This window comes from Microbacterium aoyamense (assembly GCF_023155855.1).
Taxonomy (GTDB): Bacteria; Actinomycetota; Actinomycetes; order Actinomycetales; family Microbacteriaceae; genus Microbacterium; species Microbacterium aoyamense.
On the sequence record NZ_JAKNUT010000009.1, the window covers coordinates 26,137 to 47,690 of the forward strand.

Consider the following 21,554-nt stretch of genomic DNA (forward strand, 5'->3'; position numbering starts at 1 on the left):
CTAATCCCCTCAGCCTTCGACCGTGATGCCCATGGAACGGGCGGTGCCGGCGATGATCAGCGAGGCGGCCTCGATGTCGTTCGCGTTCAGGTCGGGCATCTTCGTCTCGGCGATCTGACGGACCTGCTCCTTGGTGAGCTTCGCGACCTTGACCGTGTGGGGCGTCTTCGAGCCCTTCGCAACACCGGCGGCCTTCTTGATGAGCTCGGCAGCGGGCGGCGTCTTCAGGATGAACGTGAAGCTGCGGTCCTCGTAGACGGTGATCTCGACGGGGATGACGTTGCCGCGCTGCGACTCGGTCGCGGCGTTGTACGCCTTGCAGAACTCCATGATGTTGACGCCATGCTGACCGAGCGCGGGGCCGATCGGCGGCGCCGGGTTGGCTGCACCGGCGTTGATCTGAAGCTTGATCAGGCCGGTCACCTTCTTCTTCGGTGCCATTCTTGTTTCCTTTCGATCGAACGGATGCCGTGGCATCCCGTTCTCCCGCGCATCCGGCATCTCCGGATCGCGGTCGTCTGCGGGCACGCCGAGGCGGACCGCAAACCAAACAAGTCTACCGCATCAGGCGGCGACGCCGAGCCGCTCGTAGAGGGTCACGACGCACGCGCTGCCGAGTCCGAGGTTGTGCTGCAGTGCGAGCCGCGCACCCGCCACTTGACGCTCCCCTGCCGTGCCGCGCAGCTGCCAGACGAGCTCGGCGCACTGCGCGAGACCTGTCGCGCCGAGCGGGTGCCCCTTCGAGAGGAGTCCGCCCGACGGGTTCGTCACGATCCGGCCGCCGTACGTGTTGTCGCCGCTGCGCACGAAGCGGTCGCTCGTGCCCTCGGGGGTCAGACGCAGCGCCTCGTAGCTGATGATCTCGTTCGCCGTGAAGCAGTCGTGCAGCTCGACGACCGGGATGTCGAACGGATCGACGCCGGATGCCTCGTACACCGCATCCGCCGCCTGCCGTGCGATCCCGGAACCGACGAGCTTCATCGCATCGCCCTCGAAGGTGTCGCTGCGATCGCTCGTCATCGCCTGAGCGCGGATCACGATGCTCGGGTCCAGCCCGTGCGCTCTCGCGAACTCGGGAGTGCACAGCACGGCCGCGGCGGCTCCGCACGTCGGAGGACAGCACTGCAGGCGCGTGAGGGGACCGTACACGTGCGGCGACGCGAGCACCTCGTCGACGGTGACCGGATCCCGGAACACCGCGACGGGGTTCGCGGCCGCATGGCGCCGCGCCTTCACGGCGACCTCCGCGAAGAGTGCGACGTCGACGTCGTACCGATCGAGGTAGGCCTGCCCGGCGGCGCCGAAGTACTGCGCGGCGGCCGGAGCATCCGACGGTTCGCGTCCGCGGTCCCGCGCTTCGGCGAACCGCCACAGCGACTCGGGCCGATCGGGGAAGACGCTGCCGATCGCACCGGGCGCCATCTGCTCGAATCCGACGACGAGCACGCACCGCGCCGTGCCCGACAAGATGGCCTGACGGCCGAGCCAGAGCGCGGTCGAGCCGCTCGCGCAGTAGTTGTTGACGTTGACGACGGGGATGCCGGTGGCCCCCACCCCGTGGAGCGCTGTCTGCCCTGCCGCCGAATCCGCGTACACGTACCCCGCGAAGGCCTGATCGACGTCACCGATCTCGAGGTCCGCATCGGCGAGCGCCCCGCGGACGGCCTGCTCGGCCATGACGTCGTACGTCTCGCTGTGACGAGGAGTGCGGAAGGGGACGAGCCCCACGCCCGCGACGACGACGTTCATGCCGACTCGTGCAGTGTGCGTCGGAGCGCCGGCTTGTCGATCTTGCCCACCGGGTTCTTCGGGATCCCGGCGACGACGTCGATGCGGGCGGGACGCTTGTACGGAGCGAGGATGCCGGCGACGTGCGCCGCGAGCTCGTCGGCACCGGCATCCGATCCCTCCCGCAGCACGACGAAGGCGATCGGAACCTCGCCGAGCACGTCGTCGGCGCCGCCGACGACCGCCGCCTCATGCACGTCGGCGTGGCTGTAGAGCGCGTTCTCGATCTCCTTCGGGTAGATGTTCTCGCCCCCGCGGATGATCATGTCTTTGATGCGGTCGACGATCTGCAGATAGCCGTCCTCGTCGAACCGCCCGACATCGCCCGTGTGCAACCACCCGTCGACGATCGTCTTCGCGGTCTCCTCGGGCCGGCCGAGGTACCCCGACATGACGACCGGGCCTGCGATGACGACCTCGCCGGATTCGCCCGCCGGGACCAGCGCGCCCGCCTCGTCGACGATCGCGACCTGCTGACCGGGGAGCGGCAGCCCGACGGTTCCCGGTTTGCGAGCGCCGCGCAGCGGATTGATGGTGGATGCCGTCGTCGTCTCCGACAGCCCGTACCCCTCGACCAGCGTGATGCCGAAACGGTCCTCGAAGCGGCGGATCGCCTCGGCCGGCATCGGCGCCGCGCCGCACACCGCGAACCGCAGCGACGACGTGTCGGGCTGCACCTCATCGGGCAGAGAGCTCAGCATCGCGTAGATCGCGGGGACGGCTGAGAAGTAGGTGGGGCGGTGCCTCTCGACGTCGTCGAAGAAGCGATCACGGGCGAAACGCCCGGCGATCGTGACCTGGCCGCCGGCGCGCAGTGGCGAGAGCGTGCCCAGCACGATGCCGTTCGCGTGGAAGAGCGGCAGCACGAGCAGGCTGTGGTCTGCGGCATCCATCTCGAACCACTCGATGAACGAGGACGTCATCGCATCGAGGTTCGCATGAGTGAGCATGACGCCCTTGGGGTTGCCTGTCGTGCCGCTCGTGTAGATGAGCAGCGCGAGGTCGGTCGCCGAGCCCTCGATCGCCGCCGACACCGGACCGCCGCCGTCGCCGATCTCGGACAGTGTCAGCGCCGGCGCACCGAGATCGTCGCGCGCCGCCTCGGTGACGACGAGCTTCGATGCGGCGTCCTCGACCTGATACCGCGCTTCGGCGGGGCCGAGCACCGGGTTGATCGGGGTCACGACCGCGCCGATCCGCCACGCCGCCAAGAGAGTGAGGATGAGCTCGACCCGGTTCGACAGGAGCACGGCGACGACGTCGCCCTGGCCGACCCCCCGATCGGCCAGGGCCGCCGCCACGCGCTCGACTCGAAGGAGCAGGTCGGCGTTCGTGAGGGTGCCGGCATCGTCACGGATGGCCGGCGCATCCGGCGCGCCCGCGGCGCGCTGGTCGGGAAGCGTGGAGAAGTGCATGGTGCCCTTCGGATGAGGAACGGGTGCCGCCGGCTGGGGTCCGGCGGCACCCTCTGGGGATCTCTCAGACCCGCGTGATGACGGGCGCCGACACGAGCCCGAAGGCCCGCAGCTGGCCGAGCAGCGTCTCGTGGCCGAATGCCTGGCATCCCGACGCGAAGCCGACGCGCAACGGCGCCTGCTGGATGAGCGAGAATGCCGCGAACGCCTGCAGGAGTCCGGTCTGCTTATAGTTGCTGTTGCCGTGGATGACGACATGCGAGCGGCCGAGCGGGCCCGACGCGTGCACCGAGTCGACCGACCGGTTGTAGCGGGGGTTCTCACGCGGTGGCATGTCGGCTTGAAGGGATGCCGCGATGTCTCCGAGCGCCTTCTCCTGCGCGTCGGGATCGAGGGGCTTGATCTGCTCCTCGAACATCTGCACGGTCTGGCCGACCCCCTGCATGACGGCGCGGTTGAGCACGCCGCCGATGGAGCGGACGTACGAGACGCGCGGGTCGTGCTGGAACCAGATCGGATGCGACATCCCGCCCCACGGCACGGCGATCGCCTGCTCGTGGTAGCCGGGCACCGTCACGTCGTAGGCCGAGGTGTGGTCCCACGCGACGAGCTCGTTCTGCTCGAGGTAGTACCACTCGGCCTTGAGGATCGTGAAGATCGTCTGCGTCGATGCGTACGTCGGCAGCCCCTTCCACAGCACCAGGATGTCGAGCGTGTCGTAGCCGCCGGGTTCGAGCGCGATGTTGGCGGCGATCTCGCTCACCGTGTACATGTGGGCGATGCCGGGCGAGAGCACGAGCCCCTTCTCGGCGTACGCGTCGCCCCACGTGTCGCGGGCGTGCAGCACCCAGTCCTGCTCCCCCGTCGTGTCGGTGTAATGCGCTCCGATGCGCAGTGCCGCCTCGACGACCTCGGGGCCGAACTTGATGAACGGGCCCGCCGTGTTGCAGATGACCTTCGCGCCCTCGAACGCGGCGGCCAAGGCGTCCGCGTCGTTCTCGACGCCGACGATCTCGTAGTCGGCGGTCTCGATCCCGGGGATCTTCTCGACGACGGCGCGCACCTTCTCGGCATCGCGACCAGCCGCGACGAAGGGCACGCCGAACGCGCGCAGGTACTCGCAGATGAGGCGTCCCGTGTATCCGCTGACGCCGTAGACGACGACCGGCTTGGTGGTTCCCATGGTCTTCCTCACATCCCCATCGCGCCGTCGATCGACAACGTCACTCCGTTGACGAACGCCGAGTCCTCGGAAAGGAGGAAGGCGACGCCGTTCGCGATGTCGTCCTCGGTCGCGAGTCGGCCCGACGGTGTCAGGGCGACGACCGCGCCGACGGCCTCGTCGACCGACGGGAAGAGCCCGAGGGCCTCCATGTCGACGGCGAGCTTGGCGCCCATCGCGTTGGGCACGAGGCCCGGGCACACGGTGTTGATGCGCACGCCGTAGCCGAGGCGGCCCGATTCCGCGGCGGCGACCTTCGTGAGGCGGTCGACGGCGGACTTGGATGCCGAGTACGCCGCGATCCCCGGGAACCCGATCGTCGCCGCGACCGACGCGATGTTCACGATCGCGCCTCCCGCGCCGGCGCGGCCCCCCGGTCGCATGGCGCGGAAGGCGTGCTTGATGCCGAGCGCGGTGCCGACGACGTTGACGTCGAGGATCTTGCGGATCGCCTCGGCGGTCAGGTCGAAGAAGAGCTCGGCGATCTCGATGCCGGCGTTGTTCACGACGCCGCTGAGCCCGCCCAGGTTGTCCACGGCGGTGTCGATCGCGGTGGCCCACGACGCGTCGTCGGTCACGTCGAGCGTGACGAAGGATGCCGCGGCGCCGAGCGCCGTCGAGGCATCCGCTCCCGCCTGCTCATCGATGTCGCCGATGACGACGCTCCCGCCGCTCGCGACGATCGCCTGGGCCGTACGCAGCCCGAGCCCCTTCGCGCCTCCGGTGACGAGCACTCGGGCTCCCGTCAGATCTGAGGTCATGATCACTCCATCTCTTTCTTCGTTGAAAGTGGGTGGGATCAGCACACCAGAAAGTTGGACGGGTGACAAGACTTTTTCGGACATCTGCCCAAATTCCTGTCGGAACCTGTCCCCCTCGGCGTATCATCGGTCCCAGAAGGAGGGTGGCGACATGGGCACAGCTACGCAGCGCCGCACGCGTGCGTCGGTCGACAAGTTCGCCGCGCGCCGTCAGGCGCTCGCCGAATCCGCGCTCGTCGTCATCGCCGAGCAGGGGTTCGCCAACACGGGCCTGCGCGACATCTCGGCACGCACCGACGTCTCGACCGGCATCCTCCACTACTACTTCGAAAGCAAGGACGACCTGATCGCGCAGGCGATCTGGCAGTACAAGTCCGAGTGCGCGCGCCGGTACGACCCGATCCTCGAGACGGCGACGTCGGCCGACGAGATGATCGCGCGCTTCGGGGTCGAGATCTCGGCGACGCTGCGCGACGAGGCCGAGCTGCACCGCCTCTGGTACGACCTGCGCAACCAGGCGATGTTCGAGGGCGGTTTCCGCGAAACCATTCTGGCGATCGACGAGCTTCTCACCGACATGGTCTGGGCGGTCGTCGAGCGCCACGCCGAACTGCGCGGCACAGCCCCGACGATCGATCGAGCGACCGCGTACGCCCTGTTCGACGGGCTCTTCCTCAACTGCCTCATCGCCTACCTGCGCGGCGATGTCGACGCGATCGACGCGATCCGCGTGCGCGCCGGCAACCTGCTCGCCGCCTCGGCATAGGCGTCGCGCGCCATCCATCGTTCGCGTCGAACCCACGCGTTCTTCGCGAACCCACGCACTTTCGGCGACCGAATCGGGTGGGTTCGGCGAAATCGCGTGGTCTCGGCGACCGTGCGGGTCGCGACAACGAAGAACGCCCCGACCGGCGAACCGGGCGGGGCGTCCTTGCAAGGCGTATTACTGCTTGGTGACCTGATCGAACGAGAGCTCGACGGGGGTCTCGCGCTCGAAGAGCGAAACGAGCACCGTGAGCTTGCCGCTCTCGGGCTTGATCTCGCTGATCGACCCGGGCAGGCCCGCGAACGAGCCCTCCTTGATCGTGATCGTCTCGCCGATCTCGAAGTCGACCTCGGTGATGACGCTGCGCGCCTGCGTCGCGGAGCCCTTCGCCGCCGCCTTCGCGGGAGCGGTCTCCTTGATCTCGACGAGCGACTTCAGCATGTTGAAGGCTTCTTCGAAGCGGAGCGGCGTGGGGTTGTGGGCGTTGCCCACGAAGCCCGTGACGCCCGGCGTGTGGCGCACGACCGACCAGGTGTCCTCGTTGAGCTCCATGCGCACGAGCACGTAGCCGGGGATCCGGACGCGCGTGACCATCTTGCGCTGACCGTTCTTGATCTCGACGACGTCCTCCATCGGGACCTCGATCTGGTAGATGTCGTCCTCGACCTCGAGCGTCGACTTGCGCTGCTCGATGTTGGCCTTCACCTTGCGCTCGAAGCCGGCGTACGAGTGGATGACGTACCACTTGCCGGGGAGCATGCGCAGGTCGGCGCGGAACGCGTCGTACGGGTCGACGTCCGCGTCGTCCTCGGCGTCGGCGGCGTCGAGATCGACGGGCGCTTCGGCGGCGTCGGCGGGCGAGACGGAGGCCTCGACGTCGTCGACGACGGATGCCGCGGCATCCACTTCCGCCGTGAACTCCTCGTCGAGCACGGGCTCGTCCTCGTCGCCGTTGATGTCGGGACCGTCGTAGGGGGTCACGTCGTCCGCGTGCGCGGCGACGTAGTCGGCTTCTTCTTCGGCGATCGACTCGTTGAGAGCCTCCGCCGCGGCCTCGGCCTCAGCGGCCTCGTCGATGTTGAGAGCGTCGTTCACGATGGCGTCGGCCTCCGGGTCGTCGATGTCGTCGATGTCTTCCAGGTCCGACTCGTTCTCCTCGTCGTCCTCGTCGGGGTCGTCGACGATGTGGATCGCAACGTGCTCGGCGGGAGTGACGGACCACTCCTCGGCGGCGAGCTGGTTGCCCTCCTGCGCTTCGTCGTCCTCGGAGGACTGCTCGGCCGCGGTCGCCCAGTCGGCGTCGTCGGTGTATTTCTCAGACACTTGCGTTTCTTCCGTTCCGCGGGATGGATGCTGCATCCATCGCCGCGTCGTCGTCGATCAGGTCAGGCCGGAACGCCGAAGACGGTGCCGGCGAGCCACGTGAACAGGAGGTCGAGGCCGTAGACGATCGCCATCATCACCACGACGAATCCGAGCACGACGAGCGTGTACTTCAGCAGCTCCTGGCGGGTCGGAGTGATGACCTTGCGGAGTTCTGCGAAGACCTGACGAACGAACAGGGCGATGCGAGCGAAGAAGTTGGGCTTCTTCGCGCCGGGTGCGCCGCTCGCTGCGACGACCTCGCCGTTCGGCTCATCCTGAACCATCGATGCCACCTGAATACCTTCCGTGTGCCAGCGCCGGCCGGCGTATGCCTGCTGCGCTGACGCGCAGGGCGGACAGGAATCGAACCTGCAACCTGCGGTTTTGGAGACCGCTGCTCTGCCAATTGAGCTACCGCCCTAGAGATCTTGCGACCTCGGGTGAAAACCCGCACTCCTCCACGTGGCCCGCGGGCACGGCGAAAGAATGCAGACTTCGACTGCACTGCAAGTGTACGGCATGCCCCGAGGAGGGTCGAACCGACCCAGCACCCCTGGATGGCTCCGTGCACGCCCGCCGGACGCGAGCGCGTCGGACCGGAAGCATCATTCCGGCTCCGACCCGCCCTGCCGCTCGTCGAGCGAGCGAAGCGAGACGAAACGAGTCAGGCGCCGACGCGGATGAGCTTCTTGTTGACGAACTCGTCGGCGGCGAGGAGCCCCATCTCACGCGACGTGCCGGAGCGCTTGACGCCACCGAACGGCAGCGCGGGCTCGTCGGCGAGGACGACGTTGACGTAGACCATGCCGGCGTCGATCTTGTCGGCGACGCGGGCGGCCTGCTCCTCGTCGGTCGTGAAGACGTACGAGCCGAGCCCGAAGGGCGTGTCGTTCGCGACGGCGACGGCTTCGTCCTCGCCCGAGACCTTGTAGACGACCCCGACCGGCCCGAAGAACTCCTCGCGGTACGCGTCCATGTCGCTCGTGACGTCGGTGATCACCGTGCCCGGATAGAACGCGCCGTCGCGCGTGCCTCCGGTCACGAGGGTCGCACCCTGCGCGACGGCCTTGTCGACCTGCTCGGCGAGTCGCTCGGCCGCGACGAGCGACGAGAGTGGGCCGAGGACGGTGTCGGAGGCGTTCGGGTCGCCGACCGTGGCACCGGCCATGCGCGCCGTGAACTTCTCGAGGAACGCGTCGTAGAGGTCGTCGACCACGATGAACCGCTTCGCGGCGTTGCACGACTGGCCTGTGTTGTCCAGGCGCGCTTCGACCGCCGAGTCCACCGCCGCGTCGAGGTCGTCGGTCGACAGGAGGATGAACGGATCCGATCCCCCGAGCTCGAGAGCGACCTTCTTGAGGTTGCGGCCCGCGATCTCGGCGACCGCCGCACCCGCACGCTCCGAGCCGGTCACCGAGACGCCGTGCACGCGCGGGTCGGCGATGATCGCGGCTGCCTGGTCGTTGGTCGCGTACACGTTGACGTACGCTCCGGCGGGGAGTCCGGCATCCTGATACAGCTTGTCGATCGCCGCCGCCGACTCGGGGCACTGCGGCGCGTGCTTGAGGATGATCGTGTTGCCGATCACGAGGTTCGGCGCGGCGAACCGGGCGACCTGGTAGTACGGGAAGTTCCACGGCATGATGCCCAGGAGCACGCCGATGGGGCTGCGACGGATGACGGCCGTGCCGTCGCCGTCGATCTCGAGCGGCTGGTCGCCCGTGATCTTCTCTGCCTGGTCGGCGTAGTACTCCGTGATGTCGGCCGCGAAGTCGACCTCGCCGAGCGCGGCGGCGAGGGGCTTGCCCATCTCGCGCACGATGATCGCGGCGAGTTCGTCACGACGCTCGCGGTGGAGCTCGGCCACGCGGCGGATGCCGGCGGCACGGTCCGCCACGGGCAGCGCCCGCCACTCTCGGTAGGCGGCGTCCGCCGACGCGACGGCGGCCTCCACCTCGGCATCGGTCAGCGTCGGGTAGGTGGCCAGGGTCTCGCCGGTGGCCGGGTTGACGACGGCGTATTCGCTCATTTGCGGTGCTTCCGTTTCAATGTCGAGGGTTCGGGGTCGTGGGTTCAGTCTGTCAGCGTCGGGTTCGGCGCAGGCTCTCGGGCGCATCGAGCGAGAGCGTCTCGCCGCGGAAGTAGGCGGGGCGCTTGATCGCCTGCCAGACCATGATCACGAGGCCGAGCCCGATGATGCCGACGCCGAGCACGAACACGCTGCCGACGCCGAACCACTCCGTGCCGCTGCCGTAATCGGGATCGAGGCTCTCGACGAGCGTGATCACGAAGAGCGCGAGCAGGATGACGCCGCCGACGAGCGGGAAGAGCAGCGTGAAGAAGAAGCTCCGCGCCGAGTCCATCCACTGCTTGCGGAAGTACCAGACGCACGCGAACGCCGTGATGCCGTAGTAGAAGCAGATCATCATGCCGAGCGTAGTGATGGTGTCCCACAGGACGTTCTCGTTCACGAAGCGCATGACGGCGTAGAACACGGATGCCACGATGGCCGACACGATCGTCGCGTAGCCGGGGGTGAAGAACCGCGGCGACACCTTCGCGAACGCGGGTGGGAGAGCACCGTAGTGCCCCATCGCGAGCAGAGTGCGTGCGGGGCCGACGAACGTCGACTGCAGCGACGAGGCCGAGCTGGTCAGCACCGCCAACGAGACGAGGAAGGCGAGCGGACCGAGGATCGGACCGGACAGGTAGAAGAACACGTTCGCCTGGATCCCCTCGTTGCCGAGGCCCAGATCCTCCGTGCCGGTGCCGGCGTAGGCGAGGAGCGACACCGAGATGAGCAGGTAGAGCACGACGATCGTGATGACCGTGATCGTGGCGGCGCGTCCGGGCGTCTTCTCGGGATCCTTCGTCTCCTCGTTCATCGTCAGGGTCACGTCCCAGCCCCAGAAGATGAAGATCGAGAGGGAGAGGCCTGCGACGACGGCCGTGAAGGACCCCACGGCGAACGGGTTGAACCACGACAGCTCGGGCATCGAGCCGTCGAAGGCGTTGCCCTGGGCGACGTGCGCGAAGGCGGCGATCGAGAAGACCAGCAGCACGAGCACCTGGAAGGTCACCAGCACGTACTGGAGCTTCTGCGTCGTCTGCATGTCGCGGTACGACACCAGCGTCGCACCCAGCATGAAGAGCAGACAGACGCCGACATTGATGAACGGGTTGAAAGCGAGCTCCGCGATCGTGCCGGGGCTCCCCGCGATCTGGTCGATGAGGAGGAAGAGGAACTCCACCGCGATGCCGGCGAGGTTCGAGAGCACGAGGATCGTCGCAGCGATGAGCCCCCAGCCGGCCATCCAGCCCACCCACGGGCCGAACGCGCGCGCCGCCCACGTGAACGATGTGCCGGAGTCGGGCATCTTGCGATTCAGTTCGCGGTAGCCGAAGGCGACGAGCAGCATCGGGATGAAGCCGATGAGGATGATCGCCGGTACTTGGAATCCGACCTCCGACACGGTCGGCCCGAGGGCTGCCGTCAGCGTGTAGGCGGGTGCGATGCACGAGATGCCGATGACGACGGCGCCGATGAGTCCGACCGTGCCGGCACTCAGGCCCTTCTTCGAGAGGCCCCCGGCCTCGCCATCGGACAGTGGTGCGAGGGGAGCTTCGGGTGCGCTCATCGCTGGTCCTCCTTCGCGGCGCGCGTGCGGGGCACGACGATCATGGGTACGGGCAGCTCGTGCAGCATCTTGGCCGCGGTCGAGCCGAGGAACAGGCGCCGCGGCTGAGCGAGGCGGCTCGAGCCGACGATCGCGAGTTCGCCCGGCTCCCAGCTGAGGTGCGCGACGGCGTCCTCGATGCTGTCACCGGCAGCCGAGACGACGTCCGCATCGATGTGGTCGGGCAGGCCGTCCTTCGCCTGCGTGAGGACGCGGTCCGTGTGGGCCTCGCCCGCGATGCGGATGACGCCCGTGTCGACGCTCGCAGGAAGATCGACGCTCACGAGCGACAGCAGACGCAGCTCCGCGCCCGTCGCGGTCGCCAGCGCGATGGCCTCGTCCATCAGCACGTCGGCGCCGGGACGAGTGCCGATCGCGGCGGTGATGCGCGTGACCCCGACGGCGGGGTCGACATGGCGCGACCCTTCGGGGGCGAGCACGACGGGAACCTCCGACGAGTGCAGCAGCTCGGTCGCGACCGTGCCGAGGCGATGGCGGCCGCGCAGGCCGCCGTTGGCCGCGCCCACGACGATGTGCGACGCCTCGAGCTCCTTGGCCGCCGTCTGGAGCCCCTCGGCGAACGACTCGCCGTAGCGCACGTGCGTCTCGCGGGAGACGGATGCCGGAAGGCGGTCGGATGCCTCGCCCAGCCACTCGGCCGCTTGGCCGCGCAGGTACTGCTCATATCCCGAGTCGAGAGGGGTGATGACGCTCCGGTCGGCCGCCGGCAGGACGACCACGAGATCGATCGCCGCGTCGGCGGCGGCCGCGAGACGCGCGCCGAGTGCGACCGCGTCGGCCCCGGCATCCGTCGCCGTGTATCCCACCACGATCCGACCGCTCACGCGCGGGCCTCCTCGATGATCTGGGATGCGACGAGCCGCCCCATGCGGATCGCGCCGTCCACGTGCTGGTATCCGGCACCCGCCATGTCGCTGCAGGCGAAGTGGATGCGTCCGACAGGCGTGCGCAGGTCGGCGCCGTAGCGATGGAGTCCACCGAGGTCGAAGCTCGCGGCATAAGCGCCGCGCGTCCACTGCTCGGCGCCCCAGTCGCTCTCGAAGTACACGATCGGACTCTTCGCCTCCTCGCCGTAATAGTGCGACAGCGACTCGAGGATGCGCGCCTTGCGCTCCTCGGGCGACACGCGGAAGAGGTCGTCGGCGTTGCGGTCCGAGACGAAGCCCACGAGCGTCCCGCGCTCGTCGCCATGGTTGGTGTTGTCGTACGCCTCGTGCGACAGCTCGTACGGGCTGAATGCGGTGCCCGACAACCCCTGCTCCCGCCAGAACGGGCGGTCGTAGACGGCGTGGACCTTGATGACGAAGCCCATCGAGATGTGCTGATGGAGCTGCTGCTTGAGGCGCGGCAGCGGCGGGTCGAACTCGATCCACGGGTAGAGGATCGGTGCGTGCGCGAGGATCACGTAGCGGCCGCGCACCGTCAGGCCGTTGTCGGTGACGACCGCGACACCGTCGTCGGTGGTGTGCACCTCGTTGACGGGCTGATCGAGGATGACGTCGTCGCCGAGGCGCTCGGCGAGCAGGAGCGGCACCTGCTGCAGGCCGCCGACCACGCGCTCGTCGAGGATGTAGTCCGCATCGACGAGGTGGGTGAAGCTCCCGGCGCTCGCCGCCATGAGCAGCGCCTGCAGGGCCGAGAACGCGTACGCGGGCTTGGTCAGCATCGCGCCGGCGATGAAGAGGGCGATGTTGTCGCGCGCCTCCTGGTCGTCGGTCTGCTCGGCGATCCACGCCTCGAACGAGATGCGGTCGAGCGCCTCGGCGTCGGGATGCTCCCACGGCTTGTCGGGATCGATCTCGGCGACGAGGGCGTCAAGGATCTCGATCAGCCGCTCGATCTCGGCCTCGGTCTCGGGCCCGGTCGGGAAGATGTCGCCCGTGAAGCGTGTGAGCTGCCCGTCTGCGTTGACGTACACCGAGTCGCCCTCGCGATAGCGGCTGAACGTCTCGAGACCGAGCTCCTCGACGGTCTCCTTGAGTGCTTCTTGATCGGGCGAGATCCACTGGCCACCGATCTCGAGCATCGCGCCGTCGATGACGTCGGTCCACAGGCGCCCGCCCACGCGGTCGCGCGCTTCGAGCACGACGACGGAGAGACCGGCCTTCTTCAGGTCGTTCGCAGCGGTGAGGCCCGCGGCCCCCGCTCCGATCACGATGACATCCCGGGTGATCTCGCTCATGTGGACTCCTTCGTCTTGCTCTTGCGCGCGGTGCGCGGTCGCTCATCTCGAGCGCGGGTCGGTGCCGCGGTCCGCGGCGTCGGCGATCAGGCGGCGGCGAGCGCGGCAGCCACGACGTCCAGACCCTCGTGGAGCAGGGCGTCGGGGATCGACAGGGGCGGCAGGAACCGGATGACGTTGCCGTACGTTCCGCACGTGAGCACGATGACGCCCTCGGCGATGCACGCCTTCGCAACTGCGGCGGTCAGCGCGGCATCCGGCTCTCCCGTCGCAGGGTCCACGAACTCGGCGGCGATCATCGCACCGTGGCCGCGGACATCGCCGATGCGGGGATCCTGGAGACCGGCGAGGCGACTCTTGAGGATCGCCTCGACCTCGCGTGCGCGGCCCAGGAGGTCCTCCGTCTCGAAGGCCTCGATCGCGGCGAGCGCTGCGGCGCACGCGACGGGATTGCCGCCGTAGGTGCCGCCGAGGCCGCCCGCGTGCGAAGCGTCCATGATCTCGGCCCGGCCCGTCACGGCGGCGAGGGGCATGCCGCCCGCAATGCCCTTCGCCGTCGTGATCAGGTCGGGAGTGATCCCGAACAGGTCGCTCGCGAACATCTCCCCCGTGCGAGCGAACCCGGTCTGGATCTCGTCGGCGATGAACACCACGTTGTTCGCGGTGCACCACTCGACGAGGGCCGGCAGGAACCCCTCCGCCGGCACGATGAAGCCACCCTCGCCCTGGATCGGCTCGATGATGACGGCGGCGAGGTTGTCGGCGCCGACCTGCTTCTCGATGACCGAGATCGCCTTCTTCGCCGCCTCGGGGCCGGTGAGGCCGTCGCGGTACGGGTACGACAGCGGGGCACGGTAGATCTCGGACGCGAAGGGACCGAAGCCGCTCTTGTACGGCATCGCCTTCGCGGTCAATGCCATCGTGAGGTTCGTGCGGCCGTGGTAGCCGTGATCGAACGCGACGACCGCCTGCTTCTTCGTGTACTTACGGGCGATCTTGATCGCGTTCTCGACGGCTTCGGCGCCGGAGTTGAACAGGGCGCTCTTCTTGACGTGGTCGCCGGGTGTCACACGGTTGAGGGCTTCGGCGACGCCCACGTAGGACTCGTACGGCGAGATCATGAAGCACGTGTGCGTGAACTGCGCGACCTGCGCCTGCACGGCTGCGACGACCTTCGGGTGCGCGTTGCCGAGCGTCGTGACGGCGATGCCGGAGCCGAGGTCGATGAGTGAGTTGCCGTCGGCATCCAGGATCACTCCGCCGCCCGCTGCGACCGCCTCGATCGGCGCCGTGTGACCGACCCCCGCAGCGACGGCCGCGGCCTTGCGGTCGAGCAGCTGCTGCGAGCGAGGGCCGGGGATGCTCGTGACGAGCCGGCGCTCCTGCGGAAGGGAGGGGCCGCCGAGGGGGGTGGTGACGGTGTCGATCGTGCTCATGCTCGGGAGCGTATTTCTCGCGGCGAGGTGGCCGCACCCGCCTGGGCGTACATTCTGGATACCCTGCTGTACAGCTCGTACACGCCTGAGGAGAGACGATGGATGCCGCGGCCGACACCCCCACGCTGCGCGCGCTGCTCGCGCGGCGCGATCTGCACCTTCGGCTCGACGACTCCTCGCTGAGCCCCGGCGCGCTCGATCAGGCCGTGCGATGGGTGCACTCGAGTGATCTCGCCGATCCGACCCCGTTCCTCTCGGAAGGGCTGGTGCTGCTCACCACCGGGACGCAGTTCCAGGGCGACTCGCCCGTGCCGTACCTCGAGTACGTGCAGCGGCTGTCGGCACGCGGCGTCGTCGGCCTGGGGTTCGGCACCGAGGTCGTGCGCGACGGGATCCCGCCCGAACTCGCCGCGGCTTGTCGAGATGGGGGCATCCCGCTCTTCGAAGTGCCCTACCGCACCCCCTTCATCGCCGTTGCGCGCGCCGGTGCCGAGGCGATCGCCGCCCAGGCGTACGCCCGACGCAGCTGGGCTCTCGCGGCCCAGCGGGCGATTGCGCTCGCGGCCCTCCGCCCCGACGGCCTGGGGGCGACGCTCGCGGAGCTCGCGCGCCAGCTCGACACGTGGGTGGGGCTGTTCGACGCCGCGGGCGAGCTCGTCCGCGAGCATCCGTCCGGCGCGCTCGACGCCGCCACGGGCGAAGGTCTGCACGACGAGGTCGGCGGCGTGCTGCGTCGCGGAGCGCGGGCCGGATCCGCTCTCCGGATCGGCGCGACGCCGTTCTCGCTCCAGACGCTCGGACGCGGCGGGCACCTGCGGGGTGTCATCGCGATGGCGACGGGCGACCTCGATCAGGAGGGCCGCGGCGTCGTCACCTCCGTCATCGCCATGGCCGGTCTCGCTCTCGAGCAGCAGCAGGGGCTCGCGCGCGCTCGAGCGGCGCTGCGCGCCGGACTCGTGCAGTCTCTCCTGACCGACGAGCCGTCGCTCGTCCGTCGGATCGTGCGGGATCTGTGGGGCCCGCTGCCCGCAACGCCGATCGTGGTCGCGGTGACGGAGGCCGCGGCATCCCGCATCGACGCCCTCGCCGAGCTGCTGGAACTGCGCGTCGACGAGCGACGCGGTTCCCTCTTCTTCGGGCGCGGCGACGACGGCCTCGTGCTGGTGACGTCCGCCGCCGATCGTCAGATCCTCGCCGAGATCGCGGAGCGGTTCGAGACGCGGATCGGGGTCTCGGACCCGACCGGCTACGACGGCTTCGCGGCAGCCGCCCAGCAGGCGTGCACGGCGCGCGAGCGCGGTGGAGCGGGCGTGACCGACTTCGCCTCGGTCGCGGGCGCGGGGGTGCTGTCGGCGCTGTCGACCGAGGCCCGGTCGCTCGCTCTCGCCGAACTCGCGCCGCTCAGTTCGCACGATGCCGCAGAGGGCACGCACCTGCTCGACACCCTGAGGGCCTGGCTCGACAACGACTGCAGCCACGAGGCATCCGCCCGCGCCCTCGGGGTGCACCGTCACACGGTCCGCACGCGCCTCGCGCTCGCGGAGCGCCTCCTGGGTCGCGACCTGTCGTCGTTCGCCGTGCGAGCGGAGCTGTGGGCGGCGTTCCGAGCCCTCGACTGACGAGCTGTGATCACCGAGCCGTCGGGAATGGCCGAATCCGCGGCGAACTTCCGACACTCTGCGACGGCTCGGCATCGGATGACCCGGGAGGATGGGGGCATGACTGTGCGCAACGGTGACGTGTCGTGGTGGTGGCGTGACCTCGGTGGCGTCCCCGAGCCGCGCGACGCGCTGGCCGGCGACACCGACGTCGACGTCGCGATCGTCGGCGGCGGCTACACGGGGCTGTGGACGGCGTACTACCTCAAGATGCTGCAGCCCGATCTGCGGGTCGCTGTGCTCGAGCAGCGGTTCGCCGGGTTCGGCGCCTCGGGGCGCAACGGCGGCTGGCTCACGAACTCGGTCACGGGCGGGCGCGAACGATACGGCCGCGACGGCGGTGCGCGCCAGCAGAAGGCGCTGAACGAATCCGTCGACGAGGTCATCGCGGTCGCCGCCCGCGAGGGCATCGATGCCGACATCGTCAAGGGCGGCGAGTTCGAGGTCGCGCGGACGCCGGCGCAGCTCGCACGGCTGAAGGTCGCCGCGGCGCACGAGCGTGCGTGGCCGCACACCGATGTGGAGGAGATGGATGCCGGGGCCGCGGCATCCCGCATCTCGATCGACGGTGTGCTCGGGGGGATCTGGCATCCGCACTGTGCGCGGGTGCATCCCGCGAAGCTCGCCCGGGGCCTCGCGGCGACGGTCGAGCGCCTGGGCGTGCCGATCTTCGAGCAGACCCGCGTCGTGCGCATCGAGCCCGGTCGCGCCGTCACCGAGCGCGGCATCGTGCGCGCGGCACATGTCATCCGCGCGACGGAGGGCTTCACCGCCGACCTCCACGGCGAGCACCGTACGTGGCTGCCGATGAACTCGTCGATGATCGTGACGGACCCGCTCCCCGCGTCGACGTGGGCCACGATCGGATGGGAGGGCCGCGAGACCCTCGGTGACTTCGCGCACGTGTACATGTACGCGCAGCGCACGGCCGACGACCGCATCGCGTTCGGCGGGCGGGGCGTGCCCTACCGCTACGGCTCGCGGGTCGACACCGACGGGGCGACCCAGCCGCGCACGATCGCCTCGCTCGCGGCGCTGCTGCGCGACTTCTTCCCCGCCGCGGCCGACGTGCCGATCGCGCACGCGTGGGCGGGCGTCCTCGGCGTCCCGCGCGACTGGGCCGCCACCGTCGGCCACGACCGCGCGACGGGACTCGGCTGGGCGGGCGGCTACGTCGGCACGGGTGTGACGGCGACGAACCTCGCCGGCCGTACGCTCGCCGACCTCGTGCTCGGCCGCGACACCGACCTCGTGCGTCTGCCCTGGGTCGATCACCGCGCGAAGCGCTGGGAGGTCGAGCCGCTGCGGTGGCTCGCCGTCAACGCGATCTACACCGCGTACCGCGCGGCGGATCGGGCCGAGGCATCCGGATCCGCTGACCGCACGTCGATCTTCGCCAAGGGAGCCGACCTCATCGCAGGCAGATAGTCGCCCGCCGCTTCCCGGCTCGCGGTTCGACACACTTCGTGTCGAACCGCGCCGGAATCACGCCGAGGTATGCACCTGGTATACAGGGTGCGTGACCGACAGCCGTGCGGATGTACGAATCCGATCCGACTATCCAGAGCCGCTGTGGCTTCAGGCTGTCGAGCTGATCTCGGGCGAGATCGATAGCGGGGCGCTGCGCCCCGGCACCCGTCTTCCCCCCGAGCGCGAATTGTGCCAGCAACTGGGGATGTCGCGGGTGACGCTGCGCAAGGCGCTCACGCACCTCGTCGACCACGGCGTGCTGCGATCGTCGCACGGGCGCGGGTGGTATGTCGCGAGCCCGCACCCCACCTCCTCGAGCGGTTCGCCGGTCGCGAAGGACTGGCCGAACAGCCTCGAGTCCTTCAGCGAGACAGCCGCGCGGATGGGCCTGCCCGCGACGTCGCGGGTGCTTCGCGCCGACGTGCTGGCGGCAACAATCGATGAGGGGGAAGAACTGCAGGTGGCGCCGGGCACGCCGTTGTTCCATCTCGATCGCGTTCGGTTGCTGGGCGGTGTGCCGATCGCCGTCGATCGCGACACGATTCCGGCTGCTCTCGTGCCGGGGCACGACTCCGTCGACTTCGCTACCGACTCGCTCTACCGTCTGCTCACGGTAAGCGGCGTCACCCCGGCACGAGCCGACAGCACGGTCGAGGCGAAGTCGGCGAGCGACGACATCGCCGGCCATCTCGATCTCGAGCCGGGCAAGCCTATCCTCGTCCTCACCCAATTGGTGGTCGACGTCGACGAGCGTCCCGTCCTGAGGTCGATCATCCAGTACTCCGGCGACCGCTACCGCCTGCGGACGCAGTTCGCCCGCCCCGCATCAAGAAACCACCGCTGACCAGGTCGTTTGGGACGCTCAATCTCCCGTCGCGACCTTGGTGTCGTCGTTGTGGAACACGAACTCCTCGATCTCGATCCCTCGACGCCTCGCCACGCCCTCGGCAAGGCCCTGGAGCACACCCGCCTCGATGATCGCGCGTTGCGCCGCGGGGCGCTCGGGCACGCGTAGGACGTGCAAATTCGGGCGGTGAGCGACCACCTCGCTCGTGACGAGCACCACGCGATGCCCGGCATCGAGGAGGGTCGCGGCGAGGCTCAGCTCTCGCCTGTCGCCGAGGATGACATGCACACCGCCGCCGGCGGACTCCATCGCCCCGTGCAGATACTGACGCGTGCCCATCGCGGTCGCGGGCACGCGCGCGACTTCCCGCAGGAGCAGCGCCCCGGCCTCAGCCGAGCCTGACGCCGGACCCGACCCGATGACATCGGCCCAAGAGGCACCCTCGAAGGCGTTCAGGGCATCGGCTACCGACGTGGTGAGTCCGTCGACGACGGCCTCGAACTCGTCGGCGAGCGTGATCCACCCCGCGTCGATCCCTCGCCCGTTCCAGGCATCCGCCACCATCCCCAGCACGGCCGTGGTCGCGGTGTAGCCGATCGTCGACGCGTAACTGTCGGGAATGCTGCCGAGGGCCATCGTTCGAGGGCCGACGAGGTCGGCGATCGGCGACGACGCCATGTTGACGACGGCATCCCGGAGCGACTCATCGACCGATCGCAGCGCCGCGAGCGTCTCGGAACTGCGTCCGCTCTGCGAGATGCCGATGACCCGATGGTGGCTGGGCGGGAACGGCAGCGGCGCGTCACCCGACCCGAGTCGCCATGCGAGGATGCCGCGCTCGCGCAACGCCCAGACGGGCGCACATGCGGCGGCGAGACTCGCGCCGATCCCGACGAGGATAGGGCCGGGCCCGTCTTCGTCGTCGGAATCCGGAATCGCGAGCTCGCCGAGCGCGATTCGCTGAGAGAAGACGGCGATTAGCTCGCGCAGGCGCTCGGCCTGGTCACGACGCGCGTCAGCGAAGGGGATGTACTCGGGAGGCGCTGCGTTCGCCCGACCGCCGCTGCCGATCCCGCTCACGGCAGTGTCCGCGCGGTGGGATCCCAATCGGCGTCCACGGGGGCGATGACGGGCGCCTTGCTCGACAGCGCGAGCGTGGCCCCGGTCTCGATCGACTCCTCGATCGCGAGCAGCGCGTCGAGGACGTGGTAGGCGAGCTCACCGCTCGCGCGCGGCTGCACGCCGTCGCGGATCGCCCGCGCCATCTCGAGCACTCCTACTCCCCGAACGCGCGGAGCTCCCGGCGGCGGGAACTCCTGCCAGGGAGTTCCGCGCTCACCGGCAGCGAGCACACGGGTCGGCCCGTCGAATCCCGAGACGGGCACCTCGAGCACCCCGCGGTCGCCGGTGATTTCGAACAGCTGTCGCTCGACGGGCGAGTCGAAGCTGTAGATCGACGTTCCAACCACCCCCGAGCGGAAGGTCGTGAGGACGCTCACATGCGTCCAGATCTCGACAGGAAATCGCATGCCGGCGTCGGGTCCGGAGGCGACGACGCGCTCCTCCCGTTCGCGGTGGCCGACGGCGTGCACCTCGGCAATCGGTCCGAGCAGCTGCACGAGAGTCGTCAGATAGTAGGGCCCGATGTCGAAGAGCGGCCCTCCGCCTCGCGCGAACAGGAACTGCGGGCGCGGGTGCCACGAGTCCGGCCCGGGACCCTGCATGAGCGTGAGCACCGTCTGGGGAGTGCCGATCATGCCGTCCGAGAGCAGCCGGTGCGAGTGCTGGATGGCTTCACCCAGGATCGTGTCGGGCGCGTTGCCGACCAGCACCCCGGCCGCACGAGCGGCGTCGAGGAGGGCGCGCGCCTCGGCACGCAAGAGCGCCATCGGCTTCTCGGCCCAGACGTGCTTGCCGGCAGCCACGGCCGCCATCCCGACCTCGGCATGCGCGGCGGGGATCGTGAGGTTCACGACGAGCTCGACCTCGGGCCGCGCGAGCAGATCGTCGACCGTGTCGGCGAGGGACACTCCATACCGCTGTGCCTGTACCGCGGCGCGCTCGCGGTCGAGGTCGGCGATTGCGACGACGGTGACATCGGCGTACGACGTCAGGCTTCGCAGGTACTCGTCCGAGATGTTTCCGGCGCCGATCACGCCGACGCCCACCGCTGCACTCATGCCGGCACCAGCCCCGTCGAGTCCAGTTCCCTGAAGTAGCGTGCATTGCGCTCGAGCACGGGGAACACGTCACCCTCGTCGACCACGATCTCGACGACCGGGTGGTCGATGATGCCCCGGGCGACAGCCAGCACCTCGTCGAGGCGCCCAGTGATGTCTGTGCCCGCGAAGGGTGGGTCTCCGGGATCGGGGGGCTCGTTCTTCACGTGGAGATACCGCACGCGCTCACGCAATCGCGGGATGAGCTCGAACACGTCGGCTCCGCCGATGCTCGCCCAGAACGTGTCGAGCTCGAGCACGACCTCGGGCTCCAGCAGTTCGACGAGTCGCTCGTACACCGGCTTCCCATCGACCGTCTGCGCGAACTCGAACTCGTGATTGTGATACCCGACACGCATCCCGCCCTCGGCGGCGGACGAGGCCGCCGCGTTGATCCCCGCGGCGAGGCGCTGCACCCCGGCCGCGTCACGGATACCGTCGGGTTCGGTCCACGGCACGAGGAGCGTGTGGATGCCGAGAGCCGCCGCGGCATCGAGCACACGGGTGCGGTCGGCCACGAGGAGTGGCGCGTGCGCCGTCTCGAGGCGCAGGCCCGCATTGGCGGCAGCTCGACGCAGCCCGTCCGTGTCGCTCAGGATGTCGTATGGCTCGGCGTGGGTGAATCCCATGCTTGCCAGGCGCTCGAGCGTGCGCGGAAGGTCGTCGGGGCCGATGTGGTCCTTGACGCTGTAGAGCTGGACCCCCAGCGAAGCGGTCATGTCTGTCT

19 protein-coding genes and 1 tRNA gene are annotated in these 21,554 nt (G+C 69.2%); 4 read left to right on the top strand and 16 right to left on the bottom strand.

Annotated features, from left to right (window positions below; translation table 11 throughout):
- Window positions 1–9 precede the first annotated feature (9 nt).
- The 5 genes from rplK to MA876_RS18240 all read right to left on the bottom strand — a co-directional run bounded on the left by rplK (window position 10) and on the right by MA876_RS18240 (window position 5,186).
- The gene (rplK, locus tag MA876_RS18220; RefSeq protein ID WP_243074110.1) at window positions 10–441 is read right to left on the bottom strand and encodes a 50S ribosomal protein L11; all 432 of its coding nucleotides are present in this window, start codon (window positions 439–441) and stop codon (window positions 10–12) included.
- A 123-nt stretch (window positions 442–564) separates the two neighbouring features.
- Complete coding sequence (locus tag MA876_RS18225) at window positions 565–1,749, bottom strand: lipid-transfer protein (protein WP_248152857.1); 1,185 nt, start codon at window positions 1,747–1,749, stop codon at window positions 565–567.
- Window positions 1,746–3,203 (bottom strand): class I adenylate-forming enzyme family protein, encoded by a 1,458-nt coding sequence (locus tag MA876_RS18230; RefSeq protein WP_248152858.1) that lies wholly within the window; start codon window positions 3,201–3,203, stop codon window positions 1,746–1,748. The genes MA876_RS18225 and MA876_RS18230 overlap by 4 nt, the downstream gene beginning before the upstream one ends.
- 64 nt (window positions 3,204–3,267) lie before the next feature.
- Window positions 3,268–4,386 (bottom strand): DUF5938 domain-containing protein, encoded by a 1,119-nt coding sequence (locus tag MA876_RS18235; RefSeq protein WP_248152859.1) that lies wholly within the window; start codon window positions 4,384–4,386, stop codon window positions 3,268–3,270.
- Window positions 4,387–4,394: 8 nt separating this feature from the next.
- Window positions 4,395–5,186, bottom strand: coding sequence for an SDR family NAD(P)-dependent oxidoreductase (locus MA876_RS18240; RefSeq protein ID WP_248152860.1), 792 nt, complete (start codon window positions 5,184–5,186; stop codon window positions 4,395–4,397).
- A gap of 151 nt (window positions 5,187–5,337) precedes the next feature.
- Between MA876_RS18240 and MA876_RS18245 the strand changes: the two genes are divergently transcribed.
- Window positions 5,338–5,952, top strand: coding sequence for a TetR/AcrR family transcriptional regulator (locus MA876_RS18245; RefSeq protein WP_248152861.1), 615 nt, complete (start codon window positions 5,338–5,340; stop codon window positions 5,950–5,952).
- Window positions 5,953–6,129: 177 nt separating this feature from the next.
- On the opposite strand, the gene nusG is transcribed toward MA876_RS18245, so the two are convergent.
- The 8 genes from nusG to gabT all read right to left on the bottom strand — a co-directional run bounded on the left by nusG (window position 6,130) and on the right by gabT (window position 14,633).
- Window positions 6,130–7,275, bottom strand: coding sequence for a transcription termination/antitermination protein NusG (nusG, locus tag MA876_RS18250; protein WP_248152862.1), 1,146 nt, complete (start codon window positions 7,273–7,275; stop codon window positions 6,130–6,132).
- Between the two features lie 62 nt (window positions 7,276–7,337).
- The gene (gene secE, locus MA876_RS18255) at window positions 7,338–7,601 is read right to left on the bottom strand and encodes a preprotein translocase subunit SecE (protein WP_248153008.1); all 264 of its coding nucleotides are present in this window, start codon (window positions 7,599–7,601) and stop codon (window positions 7,338–7,340) included.
- A 64-nt stretch (window positions 7,602–7,665) separates the two neighbouring features.
- A tRNA-Trp gene (locus tag MA876_RS18260) sits at window positions 7,666–7,738 on the bottom strand.
- Between the two features lie 243 nt (window positions 7,739–7,981).
- Complete coding sequence (locus MA876_RS18265; RefSeq protein WP_248152863.1) at window positions 7,982–9,346, bottom strand: NAD-dependent succinate-semialdehyde dehydrogenase; 1,365 nt, start codon at window positions 9,344–9,346, stop codon at window positions 7,982–7,984.
- A gap of 52 nt (window positions 9,347–9,398) precedes the next feature.
- Window positions 9,399–10,955 carry an APC family permease gene (locus MA876_RS18270; RefSeq protein WP_248152864.1) on the bottom strand — a complete coding sequence of 519 codons (1,557 nt, stop codon included), beginning with the start codon at window positions 10,953–10,955 and terminating at the stop codon, window positions 9,399–9,401.
- A complete protein-coding gene (locus tag MA876_RS18275; protein WP_248152865.1) occupies window positions 10,952–11,839 on the bottom strand; it encodes a universal stress protein in 888 nt (295 codons plus the stop codon). The genes MA876_RS18270 and MA876_RS18275 overlap by 4 nt, the downstream gene beginning before the upstream one ends.
- The gene (locus MA876_RS18280) at window positions 11,836–13,197 is read right to left on the bottom strand and encodes a flavin monoamine oxidase family protein (protein WP_248152866.1); all 1,362 of its coding nucleotides are present in this window, start codon (window positions 13,195–13,197) and stop codon (window positions 11,836–11,838) included. Before MA876_RS18280 ends, MA876_RS18275 begins: the two co-directional genes overlap by 4 nt.
- A gap of 86 nt (window positions 13,198–13,283) precedes the next feature.
- The gene (gene gabT / locus MA876_RS18285; protein ID WP_248152867.1) at window positions 13,284–14,633 is read right to left on the bottom strand and encodes a 4-aminobutyrate--2-oxoglutarate transaminase; all 1,350 of its coding nucleotides are present in this window, start codon (window positions 14,631–14,633) and stop codon (window positions 13,284–13,286) included.
- Between the two features lie 98 nt (window positions 14,634–14,731).
- On the opposite strand from gabT, the gene MA876_RS18290 reads away from it, so the two are divergent.
- The 3 genes from MA876_RS18290 (at window position 14,732) to MA876_RS18300 (ending at window position 18,605) form a co-directional block, all read left to right on the top strand.
- The gene (locus tag MA876_RS18290) at window positions 14,732–16,252 is read left to right on the top strand and encodes a PucR family transcriptional regulator (RefSeq protein WP_248152868.1); all 1,521 of its coding nucleotides are present in this window, start codon (window positions 14,732–14,734) and stop codon (window positions 16,250–16,252) included.
- A 99-nt stretch (window positions 16,253–16,351) separates the two neighbouring features.
- A complete protein-coding gene (locus MA876_RS18295; protein ID WP_248152869.1) occupies window positions 16,352–17,719 on the top strand; it encodes an NAD(P)/FAD-dependent oxidoreductase in 1,368 nt (455 codons plus the stop codon).
- A gap of 91 nt (window positions 17,720–17,810) precedes the next feature.
- A complete protein-coding gene (locus tag MA876_RS18300; protein WP_248152870.1) occupies window positions 17,811–18,605 on the top strand; it encodes a GntR family transcriptional regulator in 795 nt (264 codons plus the stop codon).
- 18 nt (window positions 18,606–18,623) lie between these two features.
- Here the strand turns inward: MA876_RS18300 and MA876_RS18305 are convergent, their stop codons facing one another.
- The 3 genes from MA876_RS18305 to MA876_RS18315 are packed head-to-tail and all read right to left on the bottom strand — an operon-like array spanning window position 18,624 to window position 21,546.
- Window positions 18,624–19,688 carry an SIS domain-containing protein gene (locus MA876_RS18305; protein ID WP_248152871.1) on the bottom strand — a complete coding sequence of 355 codons (1,065 nt, stop codon included), beginning with the start codon at window positions 19,686–19,688 and terminating at the stop codon, window positions 18,624–18,626.
- Entirely contained in the window at window positions 19,685–20,788 is a 1,104-nt protein-coding gene (locus tag MA876_RS18310) for a Gfo/Idh/MocA family protein (protein ID WP_248152872.1), read from the bottom strand. Before MA876_RS18310 ends, MA876_RS18305 begins: the two co-directional genes overlap by 4 nt.
- A complete protein-coding gene (locus MA876_RS18315) occupies window positions 20,785–21,546 on the bottom strand; it encodes a sugar phosphate isomerase/epimerase family protein (protein WP_248152873.1) in 762 nt (253 codons plus the stop codon). The genes MA876_RS18310 and MA876_RS18315 overlap by 4 nt, the downstream gene beginning before the upstream one ends.
- Between the last annotated feature and the right edge of the window lie 8 nt (window positions 21,547–21,554).